Origin of the sequence: Serratia quinivorans, assembly GCF_052113645.1 — a bacterium.
Lineage (GTDB): Bacteria > Pseudomonadota > Gammaproteobacteria > Enterobacterales > Enterobacteriaceae > Serratia > Serratia quinivorans_B.
Genome location: NZ_JBIEIU010000004.1, coordinates 277,087 through 300,511 on the forward strand (window position 1 = coordinate 277,087; position 23,425 = coordinate 300,511).

21 protein-coding genes are annotated in these 23,425 nt (G+C 56.7%); 7 read left to right on the plus strand and 14 right to left on the minus strand.

Annotation, left to right across the window (positions count from 1 at the left end; all coding sequences use genetic code 11):
- Positions 1-23: 23 nt before the first annotated feature.
- Both ACGS9J_RS10525 and ACGS9J_RS10530 read left to right on the plus strand, forming a co-directional pair.
- On the plus strand, positions 24-941 hold the full coding sequence (locus tag ACGS9J_RS10525) for a DMT family transporter (RefSeq protein WP_442230866.1): 918 nt from the start codon (positions 24-26) through the stop codon (positions 939-941).
- Positions 942-1,047: 106 nt separating this feature from the next.
- Positions 1,048-1,584 carry a GNAT family N-acetyltransferase gene (locus ACGS9J_RS10530; protein ID WP_442230867.1) on the plus strand — a complete coding sequence of 179 codons (537 nt, stop codon included), beginning with the start codon at positions 1,048-1,050 and terminating at the stop codon, positions 1,582-1,584.
- Positions 1,585-1,680: 96 nt separating this feature from the next.
- On the opposite strand, the gene ACGS9J_RS10535 is transcribed toward ACGS9J_RS10530, so the two are convergent.
- The 8 genes from ACGS9J_RS10535 to ACGS9J_RS10570 form a co-directional block, all read right to left on the minus strand.
- Complete coding sequence (locus tag ACGS9J_RS10535; protein ID WP_442230868.1) at positions 1,681-2,601, minus strand: DUF808 domain-containing protein; 921 nt, start codon at positions 2,599-2,601, stop codon at positions 1,681-1,683.
- 260 nt (positions 2,602-2,861) lie between these two features.
- Positions 2,862-3,359: a GlcG/HbpS family heme-binding protein gene (locus tag ACGS9J_RS10540; RefSeq protein WP_442230869.1), complete on the minus strand. Its 498-nt coding sequence runs from the start codon at positions 3,357-3,359 to the stop codon at positions 2,862-2,864.
- A gap of 160 nt (positions 3,360-3,519) precedes the next feature.
- Complete coding sequence (locus ACGS9J_RS10545) at positions 3,520-4,140, minus strand: response regulator transcription factor (RefSeq protein ID WP_442230870.1); 621 nt, start codon at positions 4,138-4,140, stop codon at positions 3,520-3,522.
- The gene (locus ACGS9J_RS10550; RefSeq protein ID WP_442230871.1) at positions 4,140-5,459 is read right to left on the minus strand and encodes a sensor histidine kinase; all 1,320 of its coding nucleotides are present in this window, start codon (positions 5,457-5,459) and stop codon (positions 4,140-4,142) included. The genes ACGS9J_RS10545 and ACGS9J_RS10550 overlap by 1 nt, the downstream gene beginning before the upstream one ends.
- Before the next feature lie 174 nt (positions 5,460-5,633).
- Positions 5,634-6,314, minus strand: coding sequence for a respiratory nitrate reductase subunit gamma (gene narI / locus ACGS9J_RS10555; protein ID WP_442230872.1), 681 nt, complete (start codon positions 6,312-6,314; stop codon positions 5,634-5,636).
- A gap of 3 nt (positions 6,315-6,317) precedes the next feature.
- The gene (narJ, locus tag ACGS9J_RS10560; RefSeq protein WP_442230945.1) at positions 6,318-7,043 is read right to left on the minus strand and encodes a nitrate reductase molybdenum cofactor assembly chaperone; all 726 of its coding nucleotides are present in this window, start codon (positions 7,041-7,043) and stop codon (positions 6,318-6,320) included.
- Positions 7,043-8,578 (minus strand): nitrate reductase subunit beta, encoded by a 1,536-nt coding sequence (gene narH / locus ACGS9J_RS10565; RefSeq protein ID WP_442230873.1) that lies wholly within the window; start codon positions 8,576-8,578, stop codon positions 7,043-7,045. Before narH ends, narJ begins: the two co-directional genes overlap by 1 nt.
- Positions 8,575-12,363: a nitrate reductase subunit alpha gene (locus ACGS9J_RS10570; protein ID WP_442230874.1), complete on the minus strand. Its 3,789-nt coding sequence runs from the start codon at positions 12,361-12,363 to the stop codon at positions 8,575-8,577. The genes narH and ACGS9J_RS10570 overlap by 4 nt, the downstream gene beginning before the upstream one ends.
- Before the next feature lie 259 nt (positions 12,364-12,622).
- Here ACGS9J_RS10570 and ACGS9J_RS10575 point away from each other — a divergent pair, with 259 nt between their 5' ends.
- Positions 12,623-14,026 carry a NarK family nitrate/nitrite MFS transporter gene (locus ACGS9J_RS10575; protein WP_442230875.1) on the plus strand — a complete coding sequence of 468 codons (1,404 nt, stop codon included), beginning with the start codon at positions 12,623-12,625 and terminating at the stop codon, positions 14,024-14,026.
- 37 nt (positions 14,027-14,063) lie between these two features.
- Here the strand turns inward: ACGS9J_RS10575 and ACGS9J_RS10580 are convergent, their stop codons facing one another.
- From ACGS9J_RS10580 to ACGS9J_RS10595, 4 genes are all read right to left on the minus strand, one after another.
- Positions 14,064-14,468, minus strand: coding sequence for a VOC family protein (locus tag ACGS9J_RS10580; RefSeq protein ID WP_442230876.1), 405 nt, complete (start codon positions 14,466-14,468; stop codon positions 14,064-14,066).
- A 233-nt stretch (positions 14,469-14,701) separates the two neighbouring features.
- Positions 14,702-15,631: a D-alanyl-D-alanine endopeptidase gene (pbpG, locus tag ACGS9J_RS10585; protein WP_442230877.1), complete on the minus strand. Its 930-nt coding sequence runs from the start codon at positions 15,629-15,631 to the stop codon at positions 14,702-14,704.
- 162 nt (positions 15,632-15,793) lie between these two features.
- Positions 15,794-16,897, minus strand: coding sequence for an adenosylhomocysteinase (locus ACGS9J_RS10590; RefSeq protein WP_442230878.1), 1,104 nt, complete (start codon positions 16,895-16,897; stop codon positions 15,794-15,796).
- A 47-nt stretch (positions 16,898-16,944) separates the two neighbouring features.
- Positions 16,945-17,889, minus strand: a complete 945-nt coding sequence (locus ACGS9J_RS10595; protein ID WP_442230946.1) for a GlxA family transcriptional regulator — start codon at positions 17,887-17,889, stop codon at positions 16,945-16,947.
- 91 nt (positions 17,890-17,980) lie between these two features.
- Between ACGS9J_RS10595 and ACGS9J_RS10600 the strand changes: the two genes are divergently transcribed.
- Together ACGS9J_RS10600 and ACGS9J_RS10605 are read left to right on the plus strand one after the other, a co-directional pair.
- On the plus strand, positions 17,981-18,661 hold the full coding sequence (locus ACGS9J_RS10600) for a DJ-1/PfpI family protein (RefSeq protein ID WP_442230879.1): 681 nt from the start codon (positions 17,981-17,983) through the stop codon (positions 18,659-18,661).
- 50 nt (positions 18,662-18,711) lie between these two features.
- On the plus strand, positions 18,712-19,275 hold the full coding sequence (locus ACGS9J_RS10605) for a DedA family protein (protein ID WP_442230880.1): 564 nt from the start codon (positions 18,712-18,714) through the stop codon (positions 19,273-19,275).
- A gap of 2 nt (positions 19,276-19,277) precedes the next feature.
- Here the strand turns inward: ACGS9J_RS10605 and ACGS9J_RS10610 are convergent, their stop codons facing one another.
- Both ACGS9J_RS10610 and ACGS9J_RS10615 read right to left on the minus strand, forming a co-directional pair.
- Positions 19,278-19,904: a LysE family translocator gene (locus ACGS9J_RS10610; RefSeq protein ID WP_442230881.1), complete on the minus strand. Its 627-nt coding sequence runs from the start codon at positions 19,902-19,904 to the stop codon at positions 19,278-19,280.
- A gap of 74 nt (positions 19,905-19,978) precedes the next feature.
- A complete protein-coding gene (locus ACGS9J_RS10615) occupies positions 19,979-20,872 on the minus strand; it encodes a LysR family transcriptional regulator (RefSeq protein WP_442230882.1) in 894 nt (297 codons plus the stop codon).
- Between the two features lie 127 nt (positions 20,873-20,999).
- Here ACGS9J_RS10615 and ACGS9J_RS10620 point away from each other — a divergent pair, with 127 nt between their 5' ends.
- Positions 21,000-21,437 (plus strand): PACE efflux transporter, encoded by a 438-nt coding sequence (locus tag ACGS9J_RS10620; RefSeq protein WP_442230883.1) that lies wholly within the window; start codon positions 21,000-21,002, stop codon positions 21,435-21,437.
- Between the two features lie 446 nt (positions 21,438-21,883).
- The gene (gene ansP, locus ACGS9J_RS10625; protein WP_442230884.1) at positions 21,884-23,347 is read left to right on the plus strand and encodes an L-asparagine permease; all 1,464 of its coding nucleotides are present in this window, start codon (positions 21,884-21,886) and stop codon (positions 23,345-23,347) included.
- Positions 23,348-23,425 lie beyond the last annotated feature (78 nt).

Here is a 23,425-nt window from a genome sequence, read left to right on the forward strand (position 1 = left end):
TTTCGTCATCACAGGAAATCAGGATGAAAACTTCACTGCCGCTGGCCTATCTGGGCGTAATTATCGCCACCTTCTTCTGGGGCACCAACTTTAATGCCGGTGCCTACATCGTCGCCCATCAACCGCCGATCACCGCATCAATTGAGCGCTTCAGTTTGGCCACACTGACGCTGTTGCTGTTTTTCGGCCTGCGCGGGCAGCTCCGTTTCAGCACACTGAAAAACAACTGGCCGGCCTATCTGGGGTTGGGCGTACTCGGCTTTACAGTATTCAATCTGTGTACTTTCTTCGGTCTGCAGTCCACCACGCCGGTCAATGGCGCGCTGATCCTCGCAACAACACCGCTGTGGACCCTGGTATTCAGTGCGATCTGGGAAAATGAAAAATTGAACGGCGCGCGGATCGCCGGTCTGCTGGCCGGTTTTATCGGCGTGGTATTGGTGATCACCCAAGGCCGTATTCAAACGTTGCTGCGGCTGGAGGTCCGCCCCGGCGACGGCATTATTTTGCTTGGCAGCCTGGCCTGGGCGTTGAATATGGTGGGAACCCGCCGACTGGTACACCATGCTACCGCCATAGAAACCACCAGCTATTCGATGTTGTTCGGAACCCTGGCTCTGATACCGCTGGGTTTTGTGTTTGAAAACCCGCTGCCAAGCCTGACCACCGCCAGCCTTGGCGTACACGCCGCCGTGGTTTATTTGGCGTTGGGCGGCTCGGTGCTGGCCTATTTGTTGTGGTTCAAGGGGCTGGAAAAAATCGGCTCGGTACGTACTGCCATTTTCTTTAATCTGGCTCCGGTCTTCACCATGCTGGTGGCTACGTTCAGCGGCGCAACGCCCAACGTCTGGCAACTGACCGGGGCGGCCTGGGTGATCCTCGGTGTCCTGCTGGCATCGGGTGCGTTAACGCGCCTTGCCCTACAGAGGTCTACCGGGTGAGCATAGTTTTTTTTATCTTGAGCATAAGAAAGCCCAATTTACCTTGTCGCCGGGCACGGCGCATAATGCGCTTATCTTCTGATTTTCAAGGTAAACAGGAACCGCTATGCCTCACACCGCTCCGCTGATCCTCACCGAGGCTACGCCAGACGATATAGCCGCCGTGCAGCAGATTTACGCCCACCACGTGTTGTTCGGTGCCGCATCGTTTGAAGAAACGCCACCGACGCAGGAAGAAATGCAACAGCGGCTGAGCAAGGTGCAAGAGGCCGGGCTGCCCTGGTTGGTGGCCAAACGGGCCAATCGGGTCGTGGGGTACTGTTACGCCACGCCATACCGGCCACGCCCCGCCTACCGCTTCACCGTGGAAGAATCGGTCTATATCGCCGAGGGGCAGCAGGGACAGGGCATCGGCCAAGCGCTACTGGCCGAACTGATCGCCCGCTGCGAGCGGGGTCCCTGGCGTCAAATGTTGGCCATCGTTGGCAATGCCAGGGACAATCACGGTTCGCTGGCTTTGCATCAAAAACTGGGATTTAGCAGCGTGGGCACGCTAAAGGCGGTGGGGTTTAAATTGGGCGAGTGGCGCGACACCCACATCATGCAGCGTACGCTGGGCGAAGGCGACACGAATCATCCCTGATTGTCGCCATTATTTTTATCGTTGGCCTGCTCATCATTACCGGCGTCTTCAAGCTGATCTTTTAAATGACCCCGCGCCAACCGGCGCGGGGTTTACTCAGGCCTTTAAACGTCCCCGAATCGCCCCCAGAGCCGAAACCACCAGCAGTACCACACCGCCGGCAACCAGACCGAACACCACGTTGAGCAAAGCGGGGATCACGCCCTGCAGGATCTGCCCGAAGGTCGGCACCACGGTGGCGTACGACGCCCAATCCTCAAACAGATGATGCACCGGCGGCAGGCCGTGGGTCAGAATGCCGCCCCCCACCATAAACATGGCGACGGTGCCAACCACTGACAGGGTCTTCATCAGGTAAGGTGCCGCACTGACAATGCCGCTACCGATCGAACGGGCCAGCGCACTGCTTTTGCGGCTCAGATACAACCCCAGATCATCGAGTTTGACGATACCGGCCACAATGCCGTAAACCCCCACAGTCATCACAATCGCGATACCACACAGTACAATGACCTGCTGGCTGAAGGTCGCCCCGGCCACGGTACCCAAGGTAATGGCGATAATCTCGGCGGACAGCACAAAGTCGGTGCGTATCGCCCCTTTCACCTTGCGTTGCTCATAGGCCGCCACGTCTTCATTGGCATCCAGCACTTCTGGGCTTTCCTCCCCAGCCTGCTTTTTGTGGGTCAGGCTGTGAAACACCTTTTCGAACCCTTCGTAGCACAGGTAAGCGCCCCCCACCATCAGCAGCGGCGTGATCGCCCAGGGCGCAAAGGCACTGATCAACAACGCCAACGGCACCAGGATCGCCTTGTTGATAAACGAGCCCTTGGCCACACTCCACACCACCGGCAGTTCGCGATCGGCCTTTACGCCGGTGACCTGCTGCGCGTTGAGCGCCAGATCGTCCCCCAATACCCCCGCGGTTTTTTTCGCCGCCATTTTGGTCATCAGCGAGACATCGTCCAGCAGTGAGGCAATATCGTCGATCAAAGTCAGTAAGCTACTTCCAGCCAAAGTGATTCATCCTTTTCATATTCACGAGTCAGGGTCTTTTTGCAGAGATCCCCACTACAACATTAATGATTGTCGATTTCCTAGTGAATATTTTAGTGGAGAATTAACGATTGGGGGAGAGGCGAGGAATAAGCAGACTTTACTGCTGGATTATTGGCCATGCGGTTGCGGCTAATAATCCAGCTTGAGTTTAGAACAGGTAACGCATGCCCAGGGTGAACGCGTTGGACACCAAGACGCAGCGATACCGCCAGAAAGGATTAACCGGCATTCAGGCTGCTCTGGTTGTTTTTCAAGGCTTCCAACGCACACTGTTGGTCAAGATCCCCACCCGGTGCCCCACCAACGCCAATGGCGCCAATAGTCGCGTCCCCGGATTTCACCGGTACGCCGCCAGCCAGCAACAGGAACCCGGGAATGTCACGCAGGTTGGCCGCCCCGGGGTTAGCCTGAGCACTCTTCATCACGTTTTCCGTCGGGTTTTTGGTGCTCAGGGCGGTAAACGCCTTCATGCGGCTGGCCTCGACCGTATGCGGACCGGCGTTATCCATTTTCTTGATGACGAGCGGAATACCGGCGCGATCGACCAGGGTCACGGCGACGTTATAGTTTTTCGCACTGCAGGCCTGGATCGCGCTCTGAGCCAGTTTATCGGCCAGCTCGAGGGAAAGGTTCTTTTCGCTTAACACGCCGCCGGCCATACTGGAGAACGACGCCATGCTGCTGAGTAAAATGACGCTGGAAATGATAATTTTCATACTGGCTTGCCCCTTGCTTGTCCCTTATGGATATCAGGGATAGTAAAAGGGGCAGCAGTCGCAAACTATTGGCGTGATTACCTACCTGTGTAGGTAGTTATACCTAGAACCCCGGCGGGACTGGCACTTGCAGCCCATCATCGCCAATGCCTCAACGCCTTTATATTTTTTTCAGCAGCGCCAGCTCACCATACTCATTCATCAGTTTGGGCAATGAATTGACTTCCAGCTTGGCAAAGATATTGGCTCGATGGGCCTCCACGGTACGCGGAGACAGTGCAAAAACACGGGCGATCTCCTTGCTCGAACTCCCCTGCATAATGTGCTCAAAAATATCCTTTTCGCGGGCGGTCAACGTAGCAAGCCGGTGTTGCATCGAGCGTATTTTTTGTTGCCGTTCCTGCCGCTGCTGCTGCTGTTCCAATGCGCTGCCGACCACTTCAAACAACAAGTCGGCGTCGATCGGTTTGGTCAGGAATTCAAAAGCACCGTTTTTGAAGGCCCGACGGCATAAATCGATGTTTGCGTGTCCGGTCATGATGATCACCGGGATGTCCAACCCCTGCTGTTGCCATTCATCCAACAGCGTGAGCCCGGTTTTACCCGGCATCCGGATATCCAGCAGCAGGCAACCGGCTAACCCATGCAAATCACCCACGCTTTGTTGAAAGGCCAACGCGCTATTGCAGGTATGGGTCTGCCAGCCGACAGTGCCCAACAGGGCGCTGAGCGAGGAGAGAATGGCCGGTTCATCGTCAATAAGATAAATAGTCTGGTTCATCATCTCTCCTGAGAGTGTATTGGCAGCCAGAGCCGGAAGCAGGCCCCCTGCCCGGCAATATTCGACGCTTCGATGGTGCCGTTAAGACGCTGGATCAGCGTCTCCGTCAAGGCCATACCCAATCCAATGCCCTGAGTCCGGGTGGTGAAAAATGGCATGAAAACATGCTGCAAGGCCTGCTCCGACAATCCCGGGCCGCCGTCGGTGAGGGTTAAACAAATCCCCTCGTTACCGGCCGAGGCGGTCAGACGGACCCAGACCGTACCGGGCGGGTTATTTTCTTGCGCCTGAATCGCGTTGCTGACGATGTTATGCAGAATTTGCTCTATCCACAGAGGCGGGGCAAACAGCGTGGGTAAATTGTCGGCAATGCTGCTGTTGATTTTGACTTTTTGGCTACGGATTTCATTGTCCAGCAGCGTCATCACTCTGGCCCACAGCGGCCCCAGAACCACAGGTTGATAATCGACCCGCTCACTGGTCAGCTTTTGTCGAAATTGCTGCAATAAGGCATCGGTACGCTTAATTTGGACGACGGCGGCCTCAAGCAACTGTGGCAACTGTTCGGTGTGTTGTTGCCGAACCAGACGCAAAGCGGTTTGGTTATAACTCAAAATCGCGGTAAGCGGCTGGTTAAGTTCATGCACGATACCGGCAGTCAGTTCGCCCAGGGTATTGAGCCGCGTGATCTCGGCGTAATGGGCGCGCAGATCGGCGATATCGCGCCGCCGCCGGTTGGCACGGTATTGGTTGATCAAATACAACGCCAATCCCCAGAACAACGCTGGGGACAGGATCACCGGCCAGGGTAACGCCGACCAGTTTGGATCATCACCGGCGGTCAGCACAAAAGGTTGCGACTGGCTGGCAATCACCTTATCCCATTGCCAATAGTAGGCAGCCTGCGCCGCCCCCCTCTCGAACAAGATCTGGCCGTTCCAGCGCACAATCAGGTGCCGGAAGCTGTTTTCGCCCATCAAATCAGCCATCAATGTATTCAGGTCGATCAGCAACGATTGGTTGCCGGCATTGAGCCAGTAACGCCCATTCTGCTCCACCACGATAAGCCGCCGCGGTTCAATGCCGGGATGAGAGCGCCAATGGATGATTTGCGGAAATATTCGTTGCACTTCCCGGCTGTATTGGCTGGCCGGCAATAACGGAATGATGGCATCGTGCTGTGACAATTTGACCGTGACGTCGCGATAAAGAATGCGAAAATCAGCGCTTTTCTCTTCGTATTGCTGCTGTAAAAAATAGGCCGTCAGCCCACCACTGGAAAGCAGAGCCAAAACTAACCAGCCCATGATCTTGAACATACTCCATCCATCCTCACGCAAATCCTCTGAACGCTTAATAACATAAAAGAGGTCGTGCGGGTATGACCGCCGCCCATGAATCAACCTCGTTTCTCTTTATGCTTTAATTGTCCGATGAGCATGTCCGAGCGCGTAATCATCGCCGGGGCAAGTCACTGCCCCGGCAACCTTTAATCATCTTCTTTTACGCACCAATTGCGGCCTCCGCGTCAGGTACTCCAGCGGAATACTCCACACGTGTACCAGCCGGGTGAAGGGGAACAACAGGAATAACGTCATGCCCAACACCAGGTGAACCCGGTAAATCGGGGCTACGCCCTGCAGGAATTCTGAGGCACCGAAACGGAACGTCACGACATGCTGCGCCCAGTTCACCAGCTTCAACATTTCGCTGCCGTCAGGATGCTGCGCCGAAAACGGGATCGTACCCAGCCCCAGCGAAACCTGAACTAACAGCAATACCAGGATCAAAATATCCGCCCCGCTGGATATCGCCCGCACGCGAGGATTAAACAATCGACGGTACAACAACATCAGTCCGCCAATCAGCATCAACACACCGCAGGCGCCTCCCATAAACATCGCCATCTGTTGTTTTACCGGCATCGGTAACCAGGATTCATACACCCAGTGTGGCGTCAGCATGCCAAACGCGTGGCCGGCCAACACTCCAAGAACCCCAACGTGAAACAGGTTGGAAGCCACCCGCATCCAGCGCTTGTCCATAATCTGGCTGGAGCCGGCACGCCAGCTGTATTGGCCGTAGTCATACCGCAGCAGGCTACCGAGCAAAAACACCGTGCCGGCGATATAGGGATAAATATCGAAGAAAAACACATCCAGGAAATGCGCCATCACTCACTCCCCTCTGGTTTGTGGCGCGGCGGCGCCAACATCAAGATACTGCGGGGCCACCGAACCGGAGAAGCGGCGCTGATGCTGCCTGGCCTCCTCCGCGCTGCAGCCGCCCTGCTCCACCATAAACCGCACCTGCTCTTCTTCCCATACCGCATCCAACGCTGCCGGCGTATCGTCACGCGCCTCTTCACGTACTTTCGGCATCAGGTTTTTACTGTGGGCCTGGCTACCGGACAGTTGGATCAGCAAGTCAAACAGTTGCCCATATCGGCTTTCTCTTTCGTGCAAACGCGCGCCCAACAGGGCCAGGATCGGTGCAATGCTTGCCAGCCATTCCACAGCATCTTTCGCCGATCCCATCGACAGGAAGTCGAGGAACAGCGGCAGATGATCGGGCAATTCGTAGGTGTCCAGCTGTAAGCCGGCCTGACGATATTGCTCAAGCAGGTTGACCATCGCCTGACCGCGATCTCGCGATTCACCGTGCACATGCTCGAACAACAACAACGAGGTTGAGCGCCCACGGTCAAACAGACCGGTGTATTGTGCCTGAGCGTCCAACAGACGCCCCTCGCAGCGCCAGTGGATCACTTCGATCAGTGACGCCTGCTGCTGCGACGATAATTCACTCGCCTCAGCTACGGCCGCCAATAGCTCGCGCTGCCCTTGCCACAAGGCTTCATCGGGATACTCCAGCAGGCGCGAAATAATGCGTAGTGAAATCATCATTTCTGACCTCCGGTTTTTGCCCCAACGTCAATGGCATCGATACGCTTGGAGTTGAACAGATCAAATTTACTGTCGCTCCCCTGGCAACCGTCGCCAAAGGTAAAGCCGCAGCCGTTACGCTCAGGGAATGCATCGCTTGCCAGTTCGCGGTGGCTGGCCGGGATCACGAAGCGATCCTCATAATTGGCAATCGCCAGATAGCGATACATCTCCTGCACCTGCGCTTCGGTCAGGCCCACTTCATCCAGTGCGCTGGTGTCGTGCACTCCCTCTACCGTTTCCATGCGCTTGTAGTGGCGCATCGCGAGAATACGTTTCAGCGAACGTGCTACCGGCGCGGTATCTCCTGCGGTAAACAGGTTGGCCAAATATTGCAGTGGAATACGCAACGCATCGATGTCCGGCAACACGCCTTTGTGCGGCAAGACACCGGCATCCGATGCAGATTGGATCGGCGACAACGGCGGTACATACCACACCATCGGCAAGGTGCGATATTCCGGATGCAGCGGCAGCGCCAACTTCCAGTCCATCGCCAGTTTGTAAACCGGGGAGCGCTGAGCGGCGTCGATCACATTCATTGGCACGCCGTCCTTCAGTGCCTGCTCAATCACCGCCGGGTCATTCGGGTTCAGGAACACCCCCAACTGACGTTCGTACAGATCCTGGTCGCTTTCTACCGAGGCCGCCTGTTCGATAGCGTCGGCATCATAGAGCACCACACCCAGATAGCGGATGCGACCCACACAGGTTTCAGAACAAATGGTCGGCAAGCCGGCTTCAAGACGCGGATAACACAGAATGCATTTTTCCGACTTGCCGCTTTTCCAGTTGAAGTAGATTTTTTTATAGGGGCAGCCGCTGACGCACATCCGCCAACCACGGCATTTGTCTTCGTCGATCAATACGATGCCGTCTTCTTCGCGCTTGTAAATGGCACCGCTTGGGCAGCTCGACACACAGGCCGGGTTAAGACAGTGCTCGCACAGCCGCGGCAGATACATCATGAAGGTGCTTTCGAACTGGCCGTACATCTCCTTTTGCACGTTTTCAAAGTTCTTGTCTTGCGACCGTTTGGCGAACTCGCCCCCCAGATCGTCCTCCCAGTTGGCGCTGCCGGTGATTTTGTCCATCCGCTTGCCGGTCAGCAATGAGCGAGGCCGCGCCACCGGCTGTACTTTGCCATCGGCGGCAGTATGCAGATGCTGATAATCAAAATCGAAGGGTTCGTAATAGTCATCAATCTGCGGCATATGCGGGTTGGCAAAGATATTCGCCAACACGGCAAAACGCCCCCCCTGACGTGGCTTCAGGCGGCCATTAATCTTCCGGATCCAGCCCCCTTTCCATTTGTCCTGATCCTCCCAATTCAGCGGATATCCCAACCCCGGTTTGGTTTCAACGTTATTGAACCAGGCATACTCGGTGCCTTCACGGCTGGTCCAGACGTTTTTACAGGTCACCGAACAGGTATGGCAGCCAATGCATTTATCGAGATTCATCACCATACCGACTTGCGAACGTATCTTCATTTTGCCGCCTCCCGCCCACCGGCCACTGCAGCCGGTTGTTCAGTGTCATGCCCTTCGTCGTCCAACCAGTCGATACGCCGCATTTTACGCACGATAACGAACTCATCGCGGTTCGAGCCGACCGTGCCGTAATAGTTGAAGCCGTAAGCCAATTGGGCATAACCGCCGATCATATGGGTAGGTTTCGGGCTGACGCGGGTCACGGAATTATGAATACCGCCACGCTGACCGGTGATTTCTGAACCGGGAACGTTAATGGTGCGTTCCTGCGCGTGATACATCATCACCATGCCGGCCTGCACCCGCTGACTGACCACAGCACGGGCCGATAAGGCCCCGTTGACGTTGAATGCCTCAATCCAGTCATTGTCTTCGATGCCCAGCTCTTTGGCGTCGGTTTCGCTGATCCACACCAATGGCCCACCGCGAGCCAGCGTCAACATCAGCAGATTGTCGCTGTAGGTCGAATGGATGCCCCATTTCTGGTGCGGCGTCAGGAAATTCAACGCTTTTTCCGGGTTGCCGTTGGGGCGTTGGTTGAACAGCGGCCGCGTGGTTCGGGTGTCGATCGGCGGTCGATACACCAGCAGGCTCTCACCGAAAGCACGCATCCACGGATGATCCTGATACAGCTGTTGACGGCCACTGAGCGTTCGCCAGGGGATCAGTTCATGCACATTGGTATAGCTGGCGTTATAGGACACATGATCGTCCTCCAGGCCAGACCAGGTGGGGCTGGAGATAATTTTACGCGGTTGCGCCTGCAGATCGCTGAAGCGGATTTTGACATCCTGCTTAGGCAGCGCCAGGTGGGTATGATCGCGGCCGGTCAGCTCACCCAGCGCACGCCAGGCTTTTACCGCCACTTCACCGTTGGTTTCCGGTGCCAGCGTCAGCACCACTTCGGCCGCCTGCTTCGCAGTACCAATGACTGGCCGTCCCTCGGCATGCCCATCAGTGTGTCGGCGGTTGAGTTTACCAAGCAGGTCGACTTCCTCCTGGGTATCCCAGTTGATGCCTTTGCTGCCGTTGCCCAGTTTATCCAGCAATGGACCCAGCGCCGTGAAACGTGCGTAGGTATTCGGATAGTCGCGTTGCACCACCGCTATCGAAGGCGCGGTTTTCCCCGGGATCAGCTCACATTCGCCTTGCTTCCAGTCAAGCACCTCCAGCGGCTGCGCCAGCTCACCCGGCGAGTCATGCTGGATCGGCACCAAAACCACATCGGTTTCTTCGCCCAAATGCCCCACACAAACTTTTGAGAAACTCGCCGCCAACCCTTTATAAATTTCCCAGTCGCTGCGCGATTCCCAGCACGGATCCACCGCGGCGGAAAGAGGATGAATAAACGGATGCATATCCGAAGTATTCATGTCGTCCTTCTCATACCAGGTGGCGGTCGGCAGGATAATGTCGGAATACAGGCAAGTCGTCGACATACGGAAATCCAGCGTCACCACCAGATCCAGCTTGCCTTCACGCGCCTGATCGAGCCACTCCACCTCCTGCGGTTTCTGCTGCCCCTGCTGTCCGAGATCAACCTGCTGAATACCGTGTTCGGTGCCCAGCAAATACTTGAGCATGTATTCATGCCCCTTACCGGAAGAACCCAATAAATTAGAACGCCAGATGAACAGGTTTTTAGGGCTGTTTTGCGGTTCGTCCGGTTGCTCCGCAGCAAAGCGCAAGCTGCCGGACTTCAATCCTTCGACCACGAATTCCTGCGGCGTTTTACCCTGCTGCTCTGCCTGCTTGGCGATATTCAACGGGTTAACGTTTAATTGCGGTGCGGAAGGCAGCCACCCCATGCGTTCGGCGCGCACATTGAAGTCAATCAGACTACCGCCGAAACGGGATTTATCCGCCATCGGCGACAGCAGGTCCTCGGTATTGAGAGTTTCATAACGCCATTGGCTGGAGTGGTTGTAGAAAAATGAGGTGGTGTTCATCTGACGTGGCGGGCGGCTCCAGTCCAATCCGAATGCCAACGGCAACCAGCCGGTTTGCGGCCGCAGTTTCTCCTGGCCGACATAGTGCGCCCAGCCGCCGCCGGTCTGACCGACACAGCCGCAGAATACCAACAGGTTAATCAAACCGCGGTAGTTCATGTCCATGTGGTACCAGTGATTGATACCGGCACCGACGATGATCATTGAGCGGCCATGGGTTTTGTCGGCATTGTCGGCAAATTCACGGGCAATGCGAATAATATTGGCTCGCGGCACACCGGTGATTTGTTCCGCCCAGGCGGGTGTGTAAGCCTTGATTTCGTTGTAATCCGTGGCGGCCAGCGAGTTATCGGCCTGCGCGCTTCCCCAATCACGGGCAATGCCGTAATTGGCGATCATCAGGTCATAAACGCTGGCGACGTGCGCCTGTGAACCATCGGCCAGCGTGATTTGTTTCGCCGGCACCGGATGATGCAAGACATCCTGTAACGCCACCGGGCGGAACTGTTCGCTTTCAAGGCCGCCGAAGTAGGGGAAGCCGACCGAGACTACCGCATCCTGCTGTCCCAGCAGGCTAAGTTGCAGTTTGACCTCTCGCTGTTCCTGCCCGGCGGTCTGGGTAAGGTTCCATTTGCCCTTCTCTCCCCATCGGAAGCCAATCGATCCCAGTGGTGCCACCAGATCGCCGCTGAGTTGGTCAATCGCCACCGTTTTCCATTCCGGATTGTTGCTCTCACCCAACCCATCGACCAGATCCGCCGCACGCAGTTGTCGCCCGGCGGCATAGCTGCCATCCTCACGCGGCTCCAGCAATACCAGCATCGGTAAATCACTGTATCGCGAGGCATAATCAGTAAAATACTGGCTGGGCTTTTGCAGATAAAACTCTTTGAGGATCACGTGCCCCATTGCCAGGGCGATCGCACTGTCGGTTCCCTGCTTCGGTGCCAGCCATTGATCGCACAGCTTGACGATCTCCGCGTAATCCGGCGTGATCGCTACCGTTTTCGTGCCTTTGTAACGTACCTCGGTGAAAAAGTGCGCGTCCGGCGTACGAGTTTGCGGCACGTTGGATCCCCAGGCAATCAGATACGACGAGTTATACCAATCCGCCGATTCCGGGACGTCGGTTTGCTCGCCCCAGGTCATAGGTGAGGCCGGTGGCAAATCGCAGTACCAGTCATAAAAGCTCAGGCAGGTACCGCCAATCAGTGACAGATAACGCGCACCGGATGCGTATGACACCATCGACATCGCCGGGATGGGCGAAAAACCAGTGACCCGATCCGGGCCGAAGGTTTTGGCAGTGTAAACGTTGGCTGCGGCGATCAGTTCATTCATCTCATCCCAACTGACACGCACCAACCCGCCGCGCCCACGAGCCTGTTTGTAACGCTGGGACTTTTGCGGATCGCTGACGATGGCAGCCCAGGCATCAACCGGATCATCATGCACCTGACGGGCCTCGCGCCACAGTTCGAGCAAATGCAGCCGCACCAATGGATGTTTCAACCGGTTGGCACTGTAGAGATACCATGAATAGCTGGCACCACGCGGACAACCACGCGGTTCATGATTAGGCAAGTCGGGGCGAGTCTCCGGATAGTCGGTTTGCTGCGTTTCCCACGTCACCAGTCCGTTTTTGACGTAGATTTTCCAGCTGCATGAACCGGTGCAATTGACGCCATGCGTTGATCGGACAATCTTGTCATGCTGCCATCGCTGACGGTAGCTGTCCTCCCAATCTCGGTTGGTATCAAGCGTTTGGCCGAAGCCATTCGAAAACTTATCGTCCAGTTCCTTGAAGTAACGGAACCGGTCAAGAAATTTGCTCATCGACATTCTCCATCAAGCCGCCAGTCGAAACTGCCGTCGCAGGTGAATAAATTTTATATAAATCAATATAGTAATTAATAATTATGCGAAAAACTGCCGTAACAAGATGCGTCGGCACTTTTTTCAGAATAGACAAAAACCATGACATTGCCGTGGGATCACACAAGAAAAAAAAGGGGAGCGACGAAACCTATTTGCGGATGCAGAAACTGTCGACCAGACTAATGGCAGCGATTTTGCGCATTGAGGAGCCACGGTCATGTCGCCATTGCCAAACCCCGATGAACCTGCCGAAAAAGGCGTTTTATCTACCTGGAACCCCGAAGATCCCCAATTTTGGCAGCAAACCGGTCACCGTATTGCACGGCGCAACCTGTGGATTTCCATCCCCAGTCTGCTACTGGCTTTCTGCGTCTGGATGCTGTTCAGCGCCGTCGCCATCAACCTCAATCGCGTCGGTTTTAAATTCACCACCGACGAACTCTTTATGCTGACCGCGTTGCCCTCCCTGGCCGGTGCCTGCATGCGCGTACCCTACTCGTTTGTCATTCCGATTTTCGGTGGTCGCCGCTGGACTGCGCTCAGCACGATAATTTTGGTGATCCCCTGCCTGTGGCTGGGCTTTGCGGTACAAAACCCCGCCACTCCCTATTGGGTGTTTGTGATTATTTCATTGATGTGTGGGGTCGCCGGGGCAAACTTCGCCTCCAGCATGGCTAACATCAGCTTCTTTTTTCCGAAAAGCCATCAGGGCGGCGCCCTGGGGTTGAACGGCGGACTGGGTAATCTGGGCGTCAGCGTCATGCAACTGGTGGCCCCGCTGGTAATAACCACGGCTATTTTCGGCGCTTTCGCCGGCGGCAGTCAGGTTACGCCGGAAGGTGAAACGTTATGGGTACAAAATGCGGCGTTTATCTGGGTGATCCCATTGGGGATTTTTGCCATTGCAGCCTGGTTTGGCATGAATGACATCGCCGCAGCCAAAGCGTCATTAGGCGATCAGTTACCGGTACTGAAACGTCTGCATATGTGGGTGATGGCGCTGCTTTATTTGGCGACCTTCGGGTCATTTATCGGTTTCTCGGCCGGCTTCGCCATGCTGTCAAAAACCCAGTTTCCTGACGTAGTGATTACACATTATGCCTTCTGGGGGCCGATGCTGGGCGCGCTGGCACGCCCGGTGGGCGGAGCGTTGTCCGATAGATTTGGCGGCGCACGCGTTACCCTGCTGAACTTCATCATGATGAGCGTATTCGCTGCACTGATCTTTCTGACCTTACCGGGCAGTAACAGCAGCGGCTCATTCCTGGCGTTCTTCGCAGTCTTCCTGGGGTTGTTCCTGACGGCAGGATTGGGTAGCGGCTCAACCTTCCAGATGATCTCGATTATCTTCCGCTACGACACCACCCGTAGAGTCAAGGCCAACGGCGGCAGCGATGAAGAGGCTGCGCGCGAAGCCGCCACCGACTCCGCAGCGGCGCTCGGCTTTATCTCGGCGATTGGCGCGGCCGGCGGCTTCTTCATTCCCAAGGCGTTCGGCACCTCACTGGCGCTGACCGGCGCGGCAGACAGCGCGATGAAAGTTTTCCTGGTGTTTTATGTCGTCTGTACGCTGGTCACCTGGTGGTTCTACGTACGCACCAAAATCGATAACAGAAAATAATCCGCCCTGCGCCACGCAACCGTGCGGGGTGCAGGTTTCAGCCAACATCACCGGCCGGCACATTCAACTGCCAGGACAGGCCAAAGCGATCGTTCAGCCAGCCGAAACGGGCGCTGAAACCATAATCATCAATTGGCATCAACACCTCGCCACCTTCCGCCAGGCGGGCGAAAATCCGCTCCAGCTCCGCCTCGGTGGCTAAATTAACGTGCAGTGAGACCGCCGGCGTGAAGCTGAAATCATGGCTAACCGGGCTGTCGATAAACACCAGATTATGCCGTTCAAAATCGATGGTCGCGTGCTTGACCCGTCGCGGCCCGCCATCGCTTTCGTCAAAATGCACTAACTGCTGAACCCTGAAACCGGTGAACAGCTCGCTATAAAGGTCGATCGCCGGTTGGGCATCGCCCTGAAACATGACAAAGGTAGAAACGTGGCTCATGGGATGCTGCCCTCCTGCGCAATAGGGTATTCATTGATGATAGCGGATGGATAAGCCTTCACGGCAACTGAAAGGAGGAAAAATGACCGTCAGGCCAGTTGAGCGATCTTGCCGACCAGCAAGCACTGTATCTGCACGCCAGGTTCGACGGCGATCGGGAGCGAGGTTTTGTTATCCGACGTCCTGAAGGACGGTAACGGCCTGCGAGAAAGATCCGCAGGCCGCAGCACCGATTATTCGGTTTCGTTCTTCGCCAGACGGGCGTCTTTTTGGCGACGGTAGTCACGGGCAGCCGCCGGGATCGGCGTCACCTTACCGGTTTCGATCCAACTGCGCAGGCGGTTGGCATCGGCGAAGTGGGTGTACTTGCCAAAGGCGTCCAGCACCACCAGCGACACTGAACGGCTGCCGATCATGGTACGCATCGCCAGGCAATGCCCCGCTTCGTTGGTAAAGCCGGTTTTGGTCAACTGGATGTTCCATTTCGGGTTGTACACCAAATGGTTGGTGTTGCGGAACGGCAGCGTGTAGTTCGGATCCTTGAAACTCGCCATGCGTTCGGTGGTGGTACTGAGTTGGCCAATCAGCGGGTATTGCTTGGTGGCGATCAGCAGCTTGGTCAGGTCACGTGCGGTAGAAACGTTTTTAATCGACAGCCCGGTCGGTTCCACGTAGCGCGTGTTGGTCATGCCCAGCGATTTGGCTTTGGCGTTCATCGCTTTGATAAAGGCACCATAGCCCCCAGGGTAATGATGAGCCAGGCTGGCAGCGGCGCGGTTTTCAGACGACATCAGCGCCAGCAGCAGCATGTCTTTACGGCTGATCTCACTGTTCAGGCGTACGCGTGAATAGACACCTTTCATCTCTGGCGTTTGGTGAATATCCACCGACAGCATTTCATCCATTGGCAAATGGGCGTCCAGCGTCACCATCGCCGTCATCAGCTTGGTGATAGAGGCGATCGGCACCACTTCATCCGGATTGCGCGCATACATCACCTTATGGGTCTGCATATCCACGACCATGGCGCTGCCGGAGGCCAGCTCCGGCTGGGAGGCTCGGGTGACGGCGTTATTTTCGCTGGCCAGTGCGCGCGGCGCAAAGCCTGCCCCTGCCTGCAAAGCGAGCAGGGCTAGTATCAAAACACGTTTTTTCACATGCATTACTCTGTCACTGAAGAAGATGAAGGTCTTATTTGGCAGAATTATATGTGAGGGATCTCCAGTTGGCACTGGGATTATGTGAGTCGATTTGTGACAAATTCTGTCGGACAGCGAATTGCGTAAACCGCGAGCGCTCTGGGATGAGCGCCCACGATGAAAAAGTTACAGTGCCGGCTGCCAGGCCGACTGCGGCAACAGGTACAAACCGGGTGCCTGGCGGGTGCCGTCGCCGACGATATGCCCAATGCCCGCCGCCATCACTGCCAGCGTCACATCAAAGGCATTCAGACTGTCGCCGTAACCCGCCGTCAGGTTGAACATCGAGCCGTTGGCCAACAAATAAACCTGCTTGTCACCCAGTTGGTAGGCGTTCACAAACGGCATCGGCTCACTGTGCGGCAGGTTCTGCAAAAAACCGACGTCAATTTCCGCCGTCACGTGGCCGACATTAAGAATGAACACCCCGTCCTTCACCTGCTGCAGATGCTGCGCCGACAGCACGTTTTTTGCCCCGGTAGCCGTGGCAATCACATCGGCCTGAGCCACCGCACTGGCCAGATCAACCACCGCCCAGCCGTCATAACGCGCCTGCAATGCGCGCGCCGGATCGATTTCCGCCACGATCACCTGCCCGCCGTAGGCTTTCGCCGCGGCTGCCACGCCCTGTCCAACCAGGCCATAGCCAATCACCAGCACGCATTTTTCATGCAGCGTCAAATGGGTGGTTTGGAAGAATGTGTGCCAGGCGGTCAACCCGACCATATGACGGTTGTGCAGCCCTTCTTTTACCGGCAGGTCATCCCAGTTGAAGATAGGATAGCGCGGCGCCATACCGTTCAACCGGCTGATGCCGGAACCTGTAGCCTCCAGCCCGGCGACAATCTGCGGGCCGTCGGCAGACTGGTGCAGACGAGTGGTCAGGTCCGCCCCCATTTCGCACAGGTGGGTAGGCCCCCAGGCCAGCGCGCGGTCGAACGATGACGACCAGTCGGCGTCGCTCATATCACGCCAGGCGTGGGCCTGCGCTCCCCGACGCTCCAGCCAGGCGACCACGTCATCCTGCACCGTGGTCGGGTTGCAGGTGGTCAGATAAACGGCCGCGCCCTTGTCCAGCAGGCCCGCCACCAGCGGCGCCATTTTCAGATCCAGGTGCATATTGCACGCCAGACGCACGCCGCTCAGTTCCGGCAGCGCGGCGACGGCCGCCCGGGTACGTGGCATATGGCGCATCGCCCAATCCAGCTCACTCTCAAAATCCTGATACATCTGTCGCTCCTCTACTGCGCCGCGCCATCGGGGCACGGCAGAATGATTTAACCGCTGCGGCTCAGACGCTTTATCGCCTGCGGCGACAGGCCAAACAAACGGATGAATGCCCGCCGCATACGCTCCGGATCGCTAAACCCGACGGCGCGAGCGATAGCCTCCAACGCTTCGTGACCTTCTTCAATCCGCACTCTGGCTGCCTCAACCCGCAATTGCTCGATGACTTTGGCCGGCGTCTGCCCGGTTTCAGCACGGAACAGGCGGCCAAACTGCCGTTCGCTCAAACAGGCGGCATCGGCCAGATCGGCCACCGTCAGCGGCTGATGCAGATGCTCGCGGGCATAAGAGAGCGCGTTGCGAATGCGGTCCGAAGACGGGTTGAGCTCCAGCAACAACGAATACTGTGACTGCCCGCCCGGACGGCGGTGGTACACCACCAGCTGCCGCGCCACGCTGGCCGCCAGTTCGCTACCGAGATCTTCTTCGACCATCGCCAGCGCCAGGTCGATGCCGGCGGTGATGCCCGCAGAAGTCCATAGCGCGCCGTCACGGATATAAATGCGATTGCTGTCGACACGGATACGCGGGTAGCTCTGCTGTAATCGTGCGGCATGGTACCAATGGGTGGTCGCACGCTTGCCGTCCAGCAACCCGGCGGCAGCCAGAATAAATGCGCCGGTACACACGCTGGCCATACGCCGCGTCTGTCGGCAATGCCGGTGCAGAAAAGCCAGCAACCCCATTGACTGGGTGGCGACAACATTGCCGCTGCCACCGGCAATCAACAGCGTATCAAAGCGGCCCGTGCCAAACGGCTGAGTGAGTACCTCCACACCCGACGAACTCGCCACGCTGCCGCCCTGTTCCGATAACGGCAGGCAGCGGTAAGCCTGCGTCGCCGTAAACTGGTTGGCGTTATCAAACGCCGCCAATGGCCCGGCAAAATCGAGCAGATTAAAACCGGGGAAGACCACAAAGCCGATATTTTTCATCATGGCGCTTTTTGAGGGTTATCCGTCATATCAGCCAAAAACAGGGCTGCTATTATTGTCCAAAGCCAATAACAAAACTGAGGCGAATATCATGTCTGAACCATTAGTGATTGTTTTCCCGATCTATCAGGGCGTCACCCAGCTCGATTTTACCGGCCCACTGCAGTTTTTGCGCCACATGCCAGAGGCAGAAATTGTCGTGGCTTCCGTCGGTGGCGTAGATATCAGTGCCGAAGGATTGCATTTTACCCAGTTGCAGAAGCTGGAAGAGGTCACGCGTTGCGACGTACTGTGCGTGCCAGGTGGCGCCGGTTGCACCCAGGCGTTGCAAAATGACGATTTTATGCGCCAGATCCGTCGGTTGGGGTCTGATACCCGCTATCTGACCTCGGTGTGCACCGGGTCGCTGATCCTGGCTGCCGCCGGCTTGCTTCGGGGCAAACGCGCCGCCTGCCACTGGAGCATGCGCGACAGTCTGGCACTGTTTGACGCCATCCCCAGCCATGCACGAGTAGAACGTGACGGTAACGTGATCAGCGGCGGCGGCGTGACCGCAGGCATCGATTTCGCCCTGGCGTTAATTGCCGAATTGCACGATGAAGAAACCGCGCAAATGATCCAGCTGTATCTGGAATATGCCCCCGCCCCTCCGTTCCAGGGCGGGACGCCGGAACAGGCGCCGGCGCATGTTCTGGCGCGGGTGCAGGCGCAAATGGCCGACAGTCTGCAGCAACGCCGGGCGCTGGTCGCGCAGATTGCCGCCCGCGGCTAGTGCACAGGGCGTATACTTGGCCCTATGCGTTAAGGACATAGGGGATCAGAATGGCGGATTTAGCCCATTACATTACGGATTACGGCTACTGGGCGCTGTTTATCGGCTGTTTGGCCGAAGGCGAAACCATCACGCTGCTGGGCGGCATTGCGGCGCATCAGGGATTATTGCATCTGCCCTGGGTGATTGCGGTGGTGGCATTGGGCGGTACGCTGGGAGATCAGGTGCTGTTTTTCCTGGGGCGTCGCTTCGGCGGACGCGTAATTTCACGCATGAAGAGCCAGGAAAAACGCATCGAACGCGCCAGAAAACTGATTGCGCGCCACCCGATGTTGTTCGTGATTGGCGTACGCTTTATGTATGGCTTCCGCATTATCGGCCCGGTGCTGATCGGCGCCAGCAAGTTGCCGCCTTCGCGCTTTGTGCCATTGAACATTCTGGGTGCGATCCTGTGGGCGACCATCTTTGTGCTGCTGGGCTACTTTGGCGGTGAGGCGATCGCCCGTTTTATCTCGGGCTTCGACAAACGCCTGACCAGCGTGCTGTTCTGCGCACTGGTGATCGCCGCCATCCTGCTGCTGCGGTTTTGGTGGCGTCGCCGCCATGCCGATTAACGTTAGCGATTTATCATCAGTTTCACGCCGAGCAAGGCCAATACCCCGCCGCCCAGCCGATCGAACCAGGCTTTAAAGCGCAGGTAGGCGCGGCGCGGGCGCGGTGATGACAAGACAAAGGCCACGAAGGCATACCACAGCACGTCGACCGTCAGGGCAATCACCGGCAGAATAATGTACATCAGCGGCGAAATTTTATGGCTGAGCAAGGCAGCAAATACGCTGCCAAACACGATGGCGGTATTCGGATTGCTCAGTTGAGTCAGTAACCCGGTGGTGAATGCCTTGCGAAATCCCAGGTGCTGCGCCCCTACGGCCTCCACGTTCAGCGGCTGACGCGCCCCGCGCAACATTTTGAACGCCAGGTAGATCAGATAAGCTCCGCCCAACACTTTCAGCGTGGTGTACAGCCACGGCAGCGCCAGCAACAATGACTGCAACCCCAGCAGGGCCACCAGGGCAAAAACAAAACAGCCGACACCCATGCCCAGCGCTACCGCCATACCGTCGCGTCGCGAAGAAGCCACGGCCGTGCGCGCCACCAGAATAAAACTTTGCCCCGGGCTCATCGCCCCCAGCGTAATTGCGCCAGTGATGCTCAATACCGATAATGCCGTCTCGCTGATCATGCTCTCCGCCCCTTGTCGATCCCATGGTTCAAAGTAGCTCAGCGATGAAAACAAAAGCAATCCGACCGCAGGAATTATTCAGTCTGTGGCGCGTCGCGCATCAGTGCTACCAGTTCGCGAGCGGCTTTATCCAACGGGCGGCTTTTCAGCCAGATCAGGTGCATCGGCAGCCGTAGTTCATTTTTGGTATTTTTGAATTTCAGCCGGATCAGGCGTTCCTGCGCTAACAGCGGAGCCGTCAGTGACAGCGGGAAATTGCCCCACCCCAACCCGGCCTCCACCATGTTCAGCGCCATCGGCAGGCTGTCGGTACGCCAGTAAGATTCCGCCACCCGCGGCCGCAGATCGGCGATCGGCAAGTCACGGCTGGCCACCATAATCTGCCGCACGTTGACCAAATCTTCGAGAAACAGCTCATCCGCTACCTCCTGTAGCGCCGGGTGCCGCGGCGACAGCATGGCGACCAGCGACTCTGCGCCGACGAAGTGAAACTGCTCCTGGCTGTTGACGTTAAGCCCGCCGAACGCCAGGCAAACGTCGACCCGGCCTTGATGCAGCATGTGCACCACGTCATCCTGCGGGGCGGTCAGCACTTCGATATTCAGCAACGGGTAGCGCTCCGCCAGCGTTTTGACCGCTGCCAGCAAGCCGCCGCTGTTGATGTCCGACGCAACGCCAATCGACAAGGTGCTCTCCAGCCCCTGCGACAGTTCGATGGCATGATTCTGCAACTGTTTAAGCTGCTCGGCGATCAGTCGCGCATGGGGTGCCAACGCCAATGCCAGCGGGGTCGGCACCGGCTCGCGGTGCGAACGATCAAACAGCTGAAACCCCAGCTCCGCCTCCATGTTGGCGATCCCCATGCTGACCGCCGAAGGCACGCGCCGCAGTGAGCGAGCCGCGGCGGAAAACGAACCGCGATCCAGTACCGCCAAAAACAGCTCAATGTTATCGCTGGAAAAGTTCATTGCATTACCTGTCAGTAAAACTGACAGCTCCTGACTTTTTCTATCAATATGATTGACGTTATCTTACTCGCCAGACGGCAAAAGGTCATCCGACCGCCCAGCCAAAAAATCTGTCAGGAGATGAGTGATGCAAGGCGTTAAACGCAAACTGGTGTATGTCACCGCCTATGAAATTATCGGCATGGCGATCTCCGCGCTCGGGTTGGCACTGCTTTCCGGCAGCGCCCCCAGCAGTACCGGGCCGCTGGCGGTGATCATTACCACGATCGCCGTAAGCTGGAACTTCATCTACAACTCGCTGTTTGAGCTGTGGGAGAGCCGCCAGGCCTCACGCGGCCGTACGCTCAAGCGCCGCATTCTGCACGCAGTGGGCTTTCAATTGACGTTAGTGGTTTACCTGATCCCGCTGATTGCCTGGTGGATGGGGATCACGCTGTGGCAGGCATTGCTGCTGGATATGGCGCTGATCGTGATTATCCCGTGCTACACCTTCGTGTTTAACTGGGTTTTCGACAAGATATTCGGCCTGCCGACTTCCGCCCTGCCGGCCGGTGAATCTGCCTAAAAATCGGCCAACACCCCACCTCTGATGATCTCCCCCCTGCGGATAATTTCGCCGCAGGCTGGGGAATTTATTATCCCCTTCTTTCACGTCGCGAATAAATAAGCAAAATTCCCTGTAGTTTGCGCGCTAATTAATATTTTGTGATTTTAATCACTTTTTATTCCTCGATATTTCCGTCTTGATAAAATCAATCATCTTATTGAATAATATATTCTTTTATATATAGAACAAAAAATAAACACAATTGCTCACGATTTATGCGCAGGATTTTTTGCCACATTTACTGAGAAAAGGTAGCATGCTTCGCCGTTATTTCTTGGCGGCTTGTATACACAATAAACAGCAGAATGATGCCATGACCTCATTCTCATAACGATTGTCCATAGCAATCGTTTGCTCTGAAGTCAGAGCAGGGTAACTCCATAGACAGGTAAACAGGACGGATGATGCAATCAAATAAAAAGTCTGCGCATGACAAACACGCAGCCAGAAGACGATGGTTAGACTCCCATGAATCCGGTTATCACAAAAGCATGGGCAATCGACAAATACAGATGATCGCTATCGGCGGTTCAATCGGCACCGGCTTGTTCCTCGGTACCGGCGGTCGTCTTGAATTGGCCGGCCCGGCGCTGGCATTGGTGTATCTGGTTTGCGGTATTTTTTCTTTCTTCATCCTGCGGGCATTGGGCGAATTGGTCCTGCACCGCCCTACCAGCGGCAGCTTCGTGTCGTATGCCCGTGAGTTTCTCGGCGAAAAAGCCTCCTACGTCGCCGGGTGGATGTACTTCCTCAACTGGGCGATGACCGGCATCGTCGACATCACTGCGGTGGCGCTGTACATGCACTACTGGGGCACCTTCGCCGACGTACCGCAGTGGCTGTTCGCGCTCTGCGCCCTCGGGGTGGTCGCCACCATGAACATGATCGGCGTGAAGTGGTTCGCCGAAATGGAGTTCTGGTTCGCCCTGATCAAAGTCGTCGCCATCGCGCTGTTCCTGGTGGTCGGTGTGGCGTTGCTCGGCACCGGTACCCCGGTGGCAGGCAACACCACCGGCCTGCATCTGATTACCGAGAACGGCGGCATGTTCCCGCACGGTCTGCTACCTGCACTGGTGTTGGTGCAGGGTGTGATCTTCGCCTTCGCCGGGATTGAGCTGATCGGCACTGCCGCCGGTGAGTGCAAGGATCCGGCCAAGATGATGCCAAAGGCCATTAACAGCGTGATCTGGCGCATTGGCCTGTTCTACGTCGGCTCGGTCGTTCTGTTGGTGCTGCTGCTGCCGTGGAACGCCTATCAGGCGGGCCAAAGCCCGTTCGTTACCTTCTTCAGCAAGTTGGGCGTGCCTTATATCGGCACCATCATGAACATCGTGGTGCTGACCGCCGCGCTCTCCAGCCTGAACTCCGGCCTGTACTCCACCGGCCGTATCCTGCGTTCACTGTCGATGGGCGGTTCAGCGCCGAAATTCATGGCAAAAATGAGCAGCCAGCAAGTGCCCTACGCCGGGATCCTGGTGACCTGCGGCATCTATGTGATAGGCGTTTTGCTGAACTATCTGGTGCCTTCGCGGGTGTTTGAGATCGTGCTGAACATCGCTTCGTTGGGCATTATCGCCTCATGGGCGTTTATCATCGTGTGCCAGATGCGCCTGCGCAAAGCCGTGCGCGAAGGCCGCGCCCAAGCGGTCTCCTTCAGAATGCCCGGCGCGCCCGTCACCTCTTGGCTGACGCTGGCGTTTCTGCTGGCGGTCGTCATCATGATGGCGTTCGACTACCCGAACGGCACCTGGACTATCGCCACCATTCCGGTGCTGGCGGTGCTGCTGACGCTGGGCTGGTTCGGCCTGCGCAAGCGGGCTCAGGAAGTGAAGCTGGAACAGCAGGCTCACGAAGAAACCCACCACTGAGTCTCTCAACTGCCCCATCCGGGGCAGTTAAGCCGTTAACAACGTGCTCTGTTGTTTCGTAGCAGGGGCGCTGCATGC

Bases quoted from the DNA above. Each gene is read 5' to 3' on its own strand.
- ACGS9J_RS10525 (WP_442230866.1), top strand. From the start codon at position 24: ATGAAAACTTCACTGCCGCTGGCCTATCTGGGCGTAATTATCGCCACC.
- ACGS9J_RS10590 (WP_442230878.1), bottom strand. From the start codon at position 16,897: ATGTATCAGGATTTTGAGAGTGAGCTGGATTGGGCGATGCGCCATATG.
- narH (WP_442230873.1), bottom strand. From the start codon at position 8,578: ATGAAGATACGTTCGCAAGTCGGTATGGTGATGAATCTCGATAAATGC.
- ACGS9J_RS10620 (WP_442230883.1), top strand. From the start codon at position 21,000: ATGCAAGGCGTTAAACGCAAACTGGTGTATGTCACCGCCTATGAAATT.
- pbpG (WP_442230877.1), bottom strand. From the start codon at position 15,631: ATGCATGTGAAAAAACGTGTTTTGATACTAGCCCTGCTCGCTTTGCAG.
- ACGS9J_RS10575 (WP_442230875.1), top strand. From the start codon at position 12,623: ATGTCGCCATTGCCAAACCCCGATGAACCTGCCGAAAAAGGCGTTTTA.
- ACGS9J_RS10600 (WP_442230879.1), top strand. From the start codon at position 17,981: ATGTCTGAACCATTAGTGATTGTTTTCCCGATCTATCAGGGCGTCACC.
- ACGS9J_RS10530 (WP_442230867.1), top strand. From the start codon at position 1,048: ATGCCTCACACCGCTCCGCTGATCCTCACCGAGGCTACGCCAGACGAT.
- ACGS9J_RS10615 (WP_442230882.1), bottom strand. From the start codon at position 20,872: ATGAACTTTTCCAGCGATAACATTGAGCTGTTTTTGGCGGTACTGGAT.
- ACGS9J_RS10580 (WP_442230876.1), bottom strand. From the start codon at position 14,468: ATGAGCCACGTTTCTACCTTTGTCATGTTTCAGGGCGATGCCCAACCG.
- ACGS9J_RS10545 (WP_442230870.1), bottom strand. From the start codon at position 4,140: ATGAACCAGACTATTTATCTTATTGACGATGAACCGGCCATTCTCTCC.
- narJ (WP_442230945.1), bottom strand. From the start codon at position 7,043: ATGATTTCACTACGCATTATTTCGCGCCTGCTGGAGTATCCCGATGAA.
- ACGS9J_RS10610 (WP_442230881.1), bottom strand. From the start codon at position 19,904: ATGATCAGCGAGACGGCATTATCGGTATTGAGCATCACTGGCGCAATT.
- ansP (WP_442230884.1), top strand. From the start codon at position 21,884: ATGCAATCAAATAAAAAGTCTGCGCATGACAAACACGCAGCCAGAAGA.
- narI (WP_442230872.1), bottom strand. From the start codon at position 6,314: ATGGCGCATTTCCTGGATGTGTTTTTCTTCGATATTTATCCCTATATC.
- ACGS9J_RS10605 (WP_442230880.1), top strand. From the start codon at position 18,712: ATGGCGGATTTAGCCCATTACATTACGGATTACGGCTACTGGGCGCTG.
- ACGS9J_RS10570 (WP_442230874.1), bottom strand. From the start codon at position 12,363: ATGAGCAAATTTCTTGACCGGTTCCGTTACTTCAAGGAACTGGACGAT.
- ACGS9J_RS10550 (WP_442230871.1), bottom strand. From the start codon at position 5,459: ATGTTCAAGATCATGGGCTGGTTAGTTTTGGCTCTGCTTTCCAGTGGT.
- ACGS9J_RS10540 (WP_442230869.1), bottom strand. From the start codon at position 3,359: ATGAAAATTATCATTTCCAGCGTCATTTTACTCAGCAGCATGGCGTCG.
- ACGS9J_RS10595 (WP_442230946.1), bottom strand. From the start codon at position 17,889: ATGAAAAATATCGGCTTTGTGGTCTTCCCCGGTTTTAATCTGCTCGAT.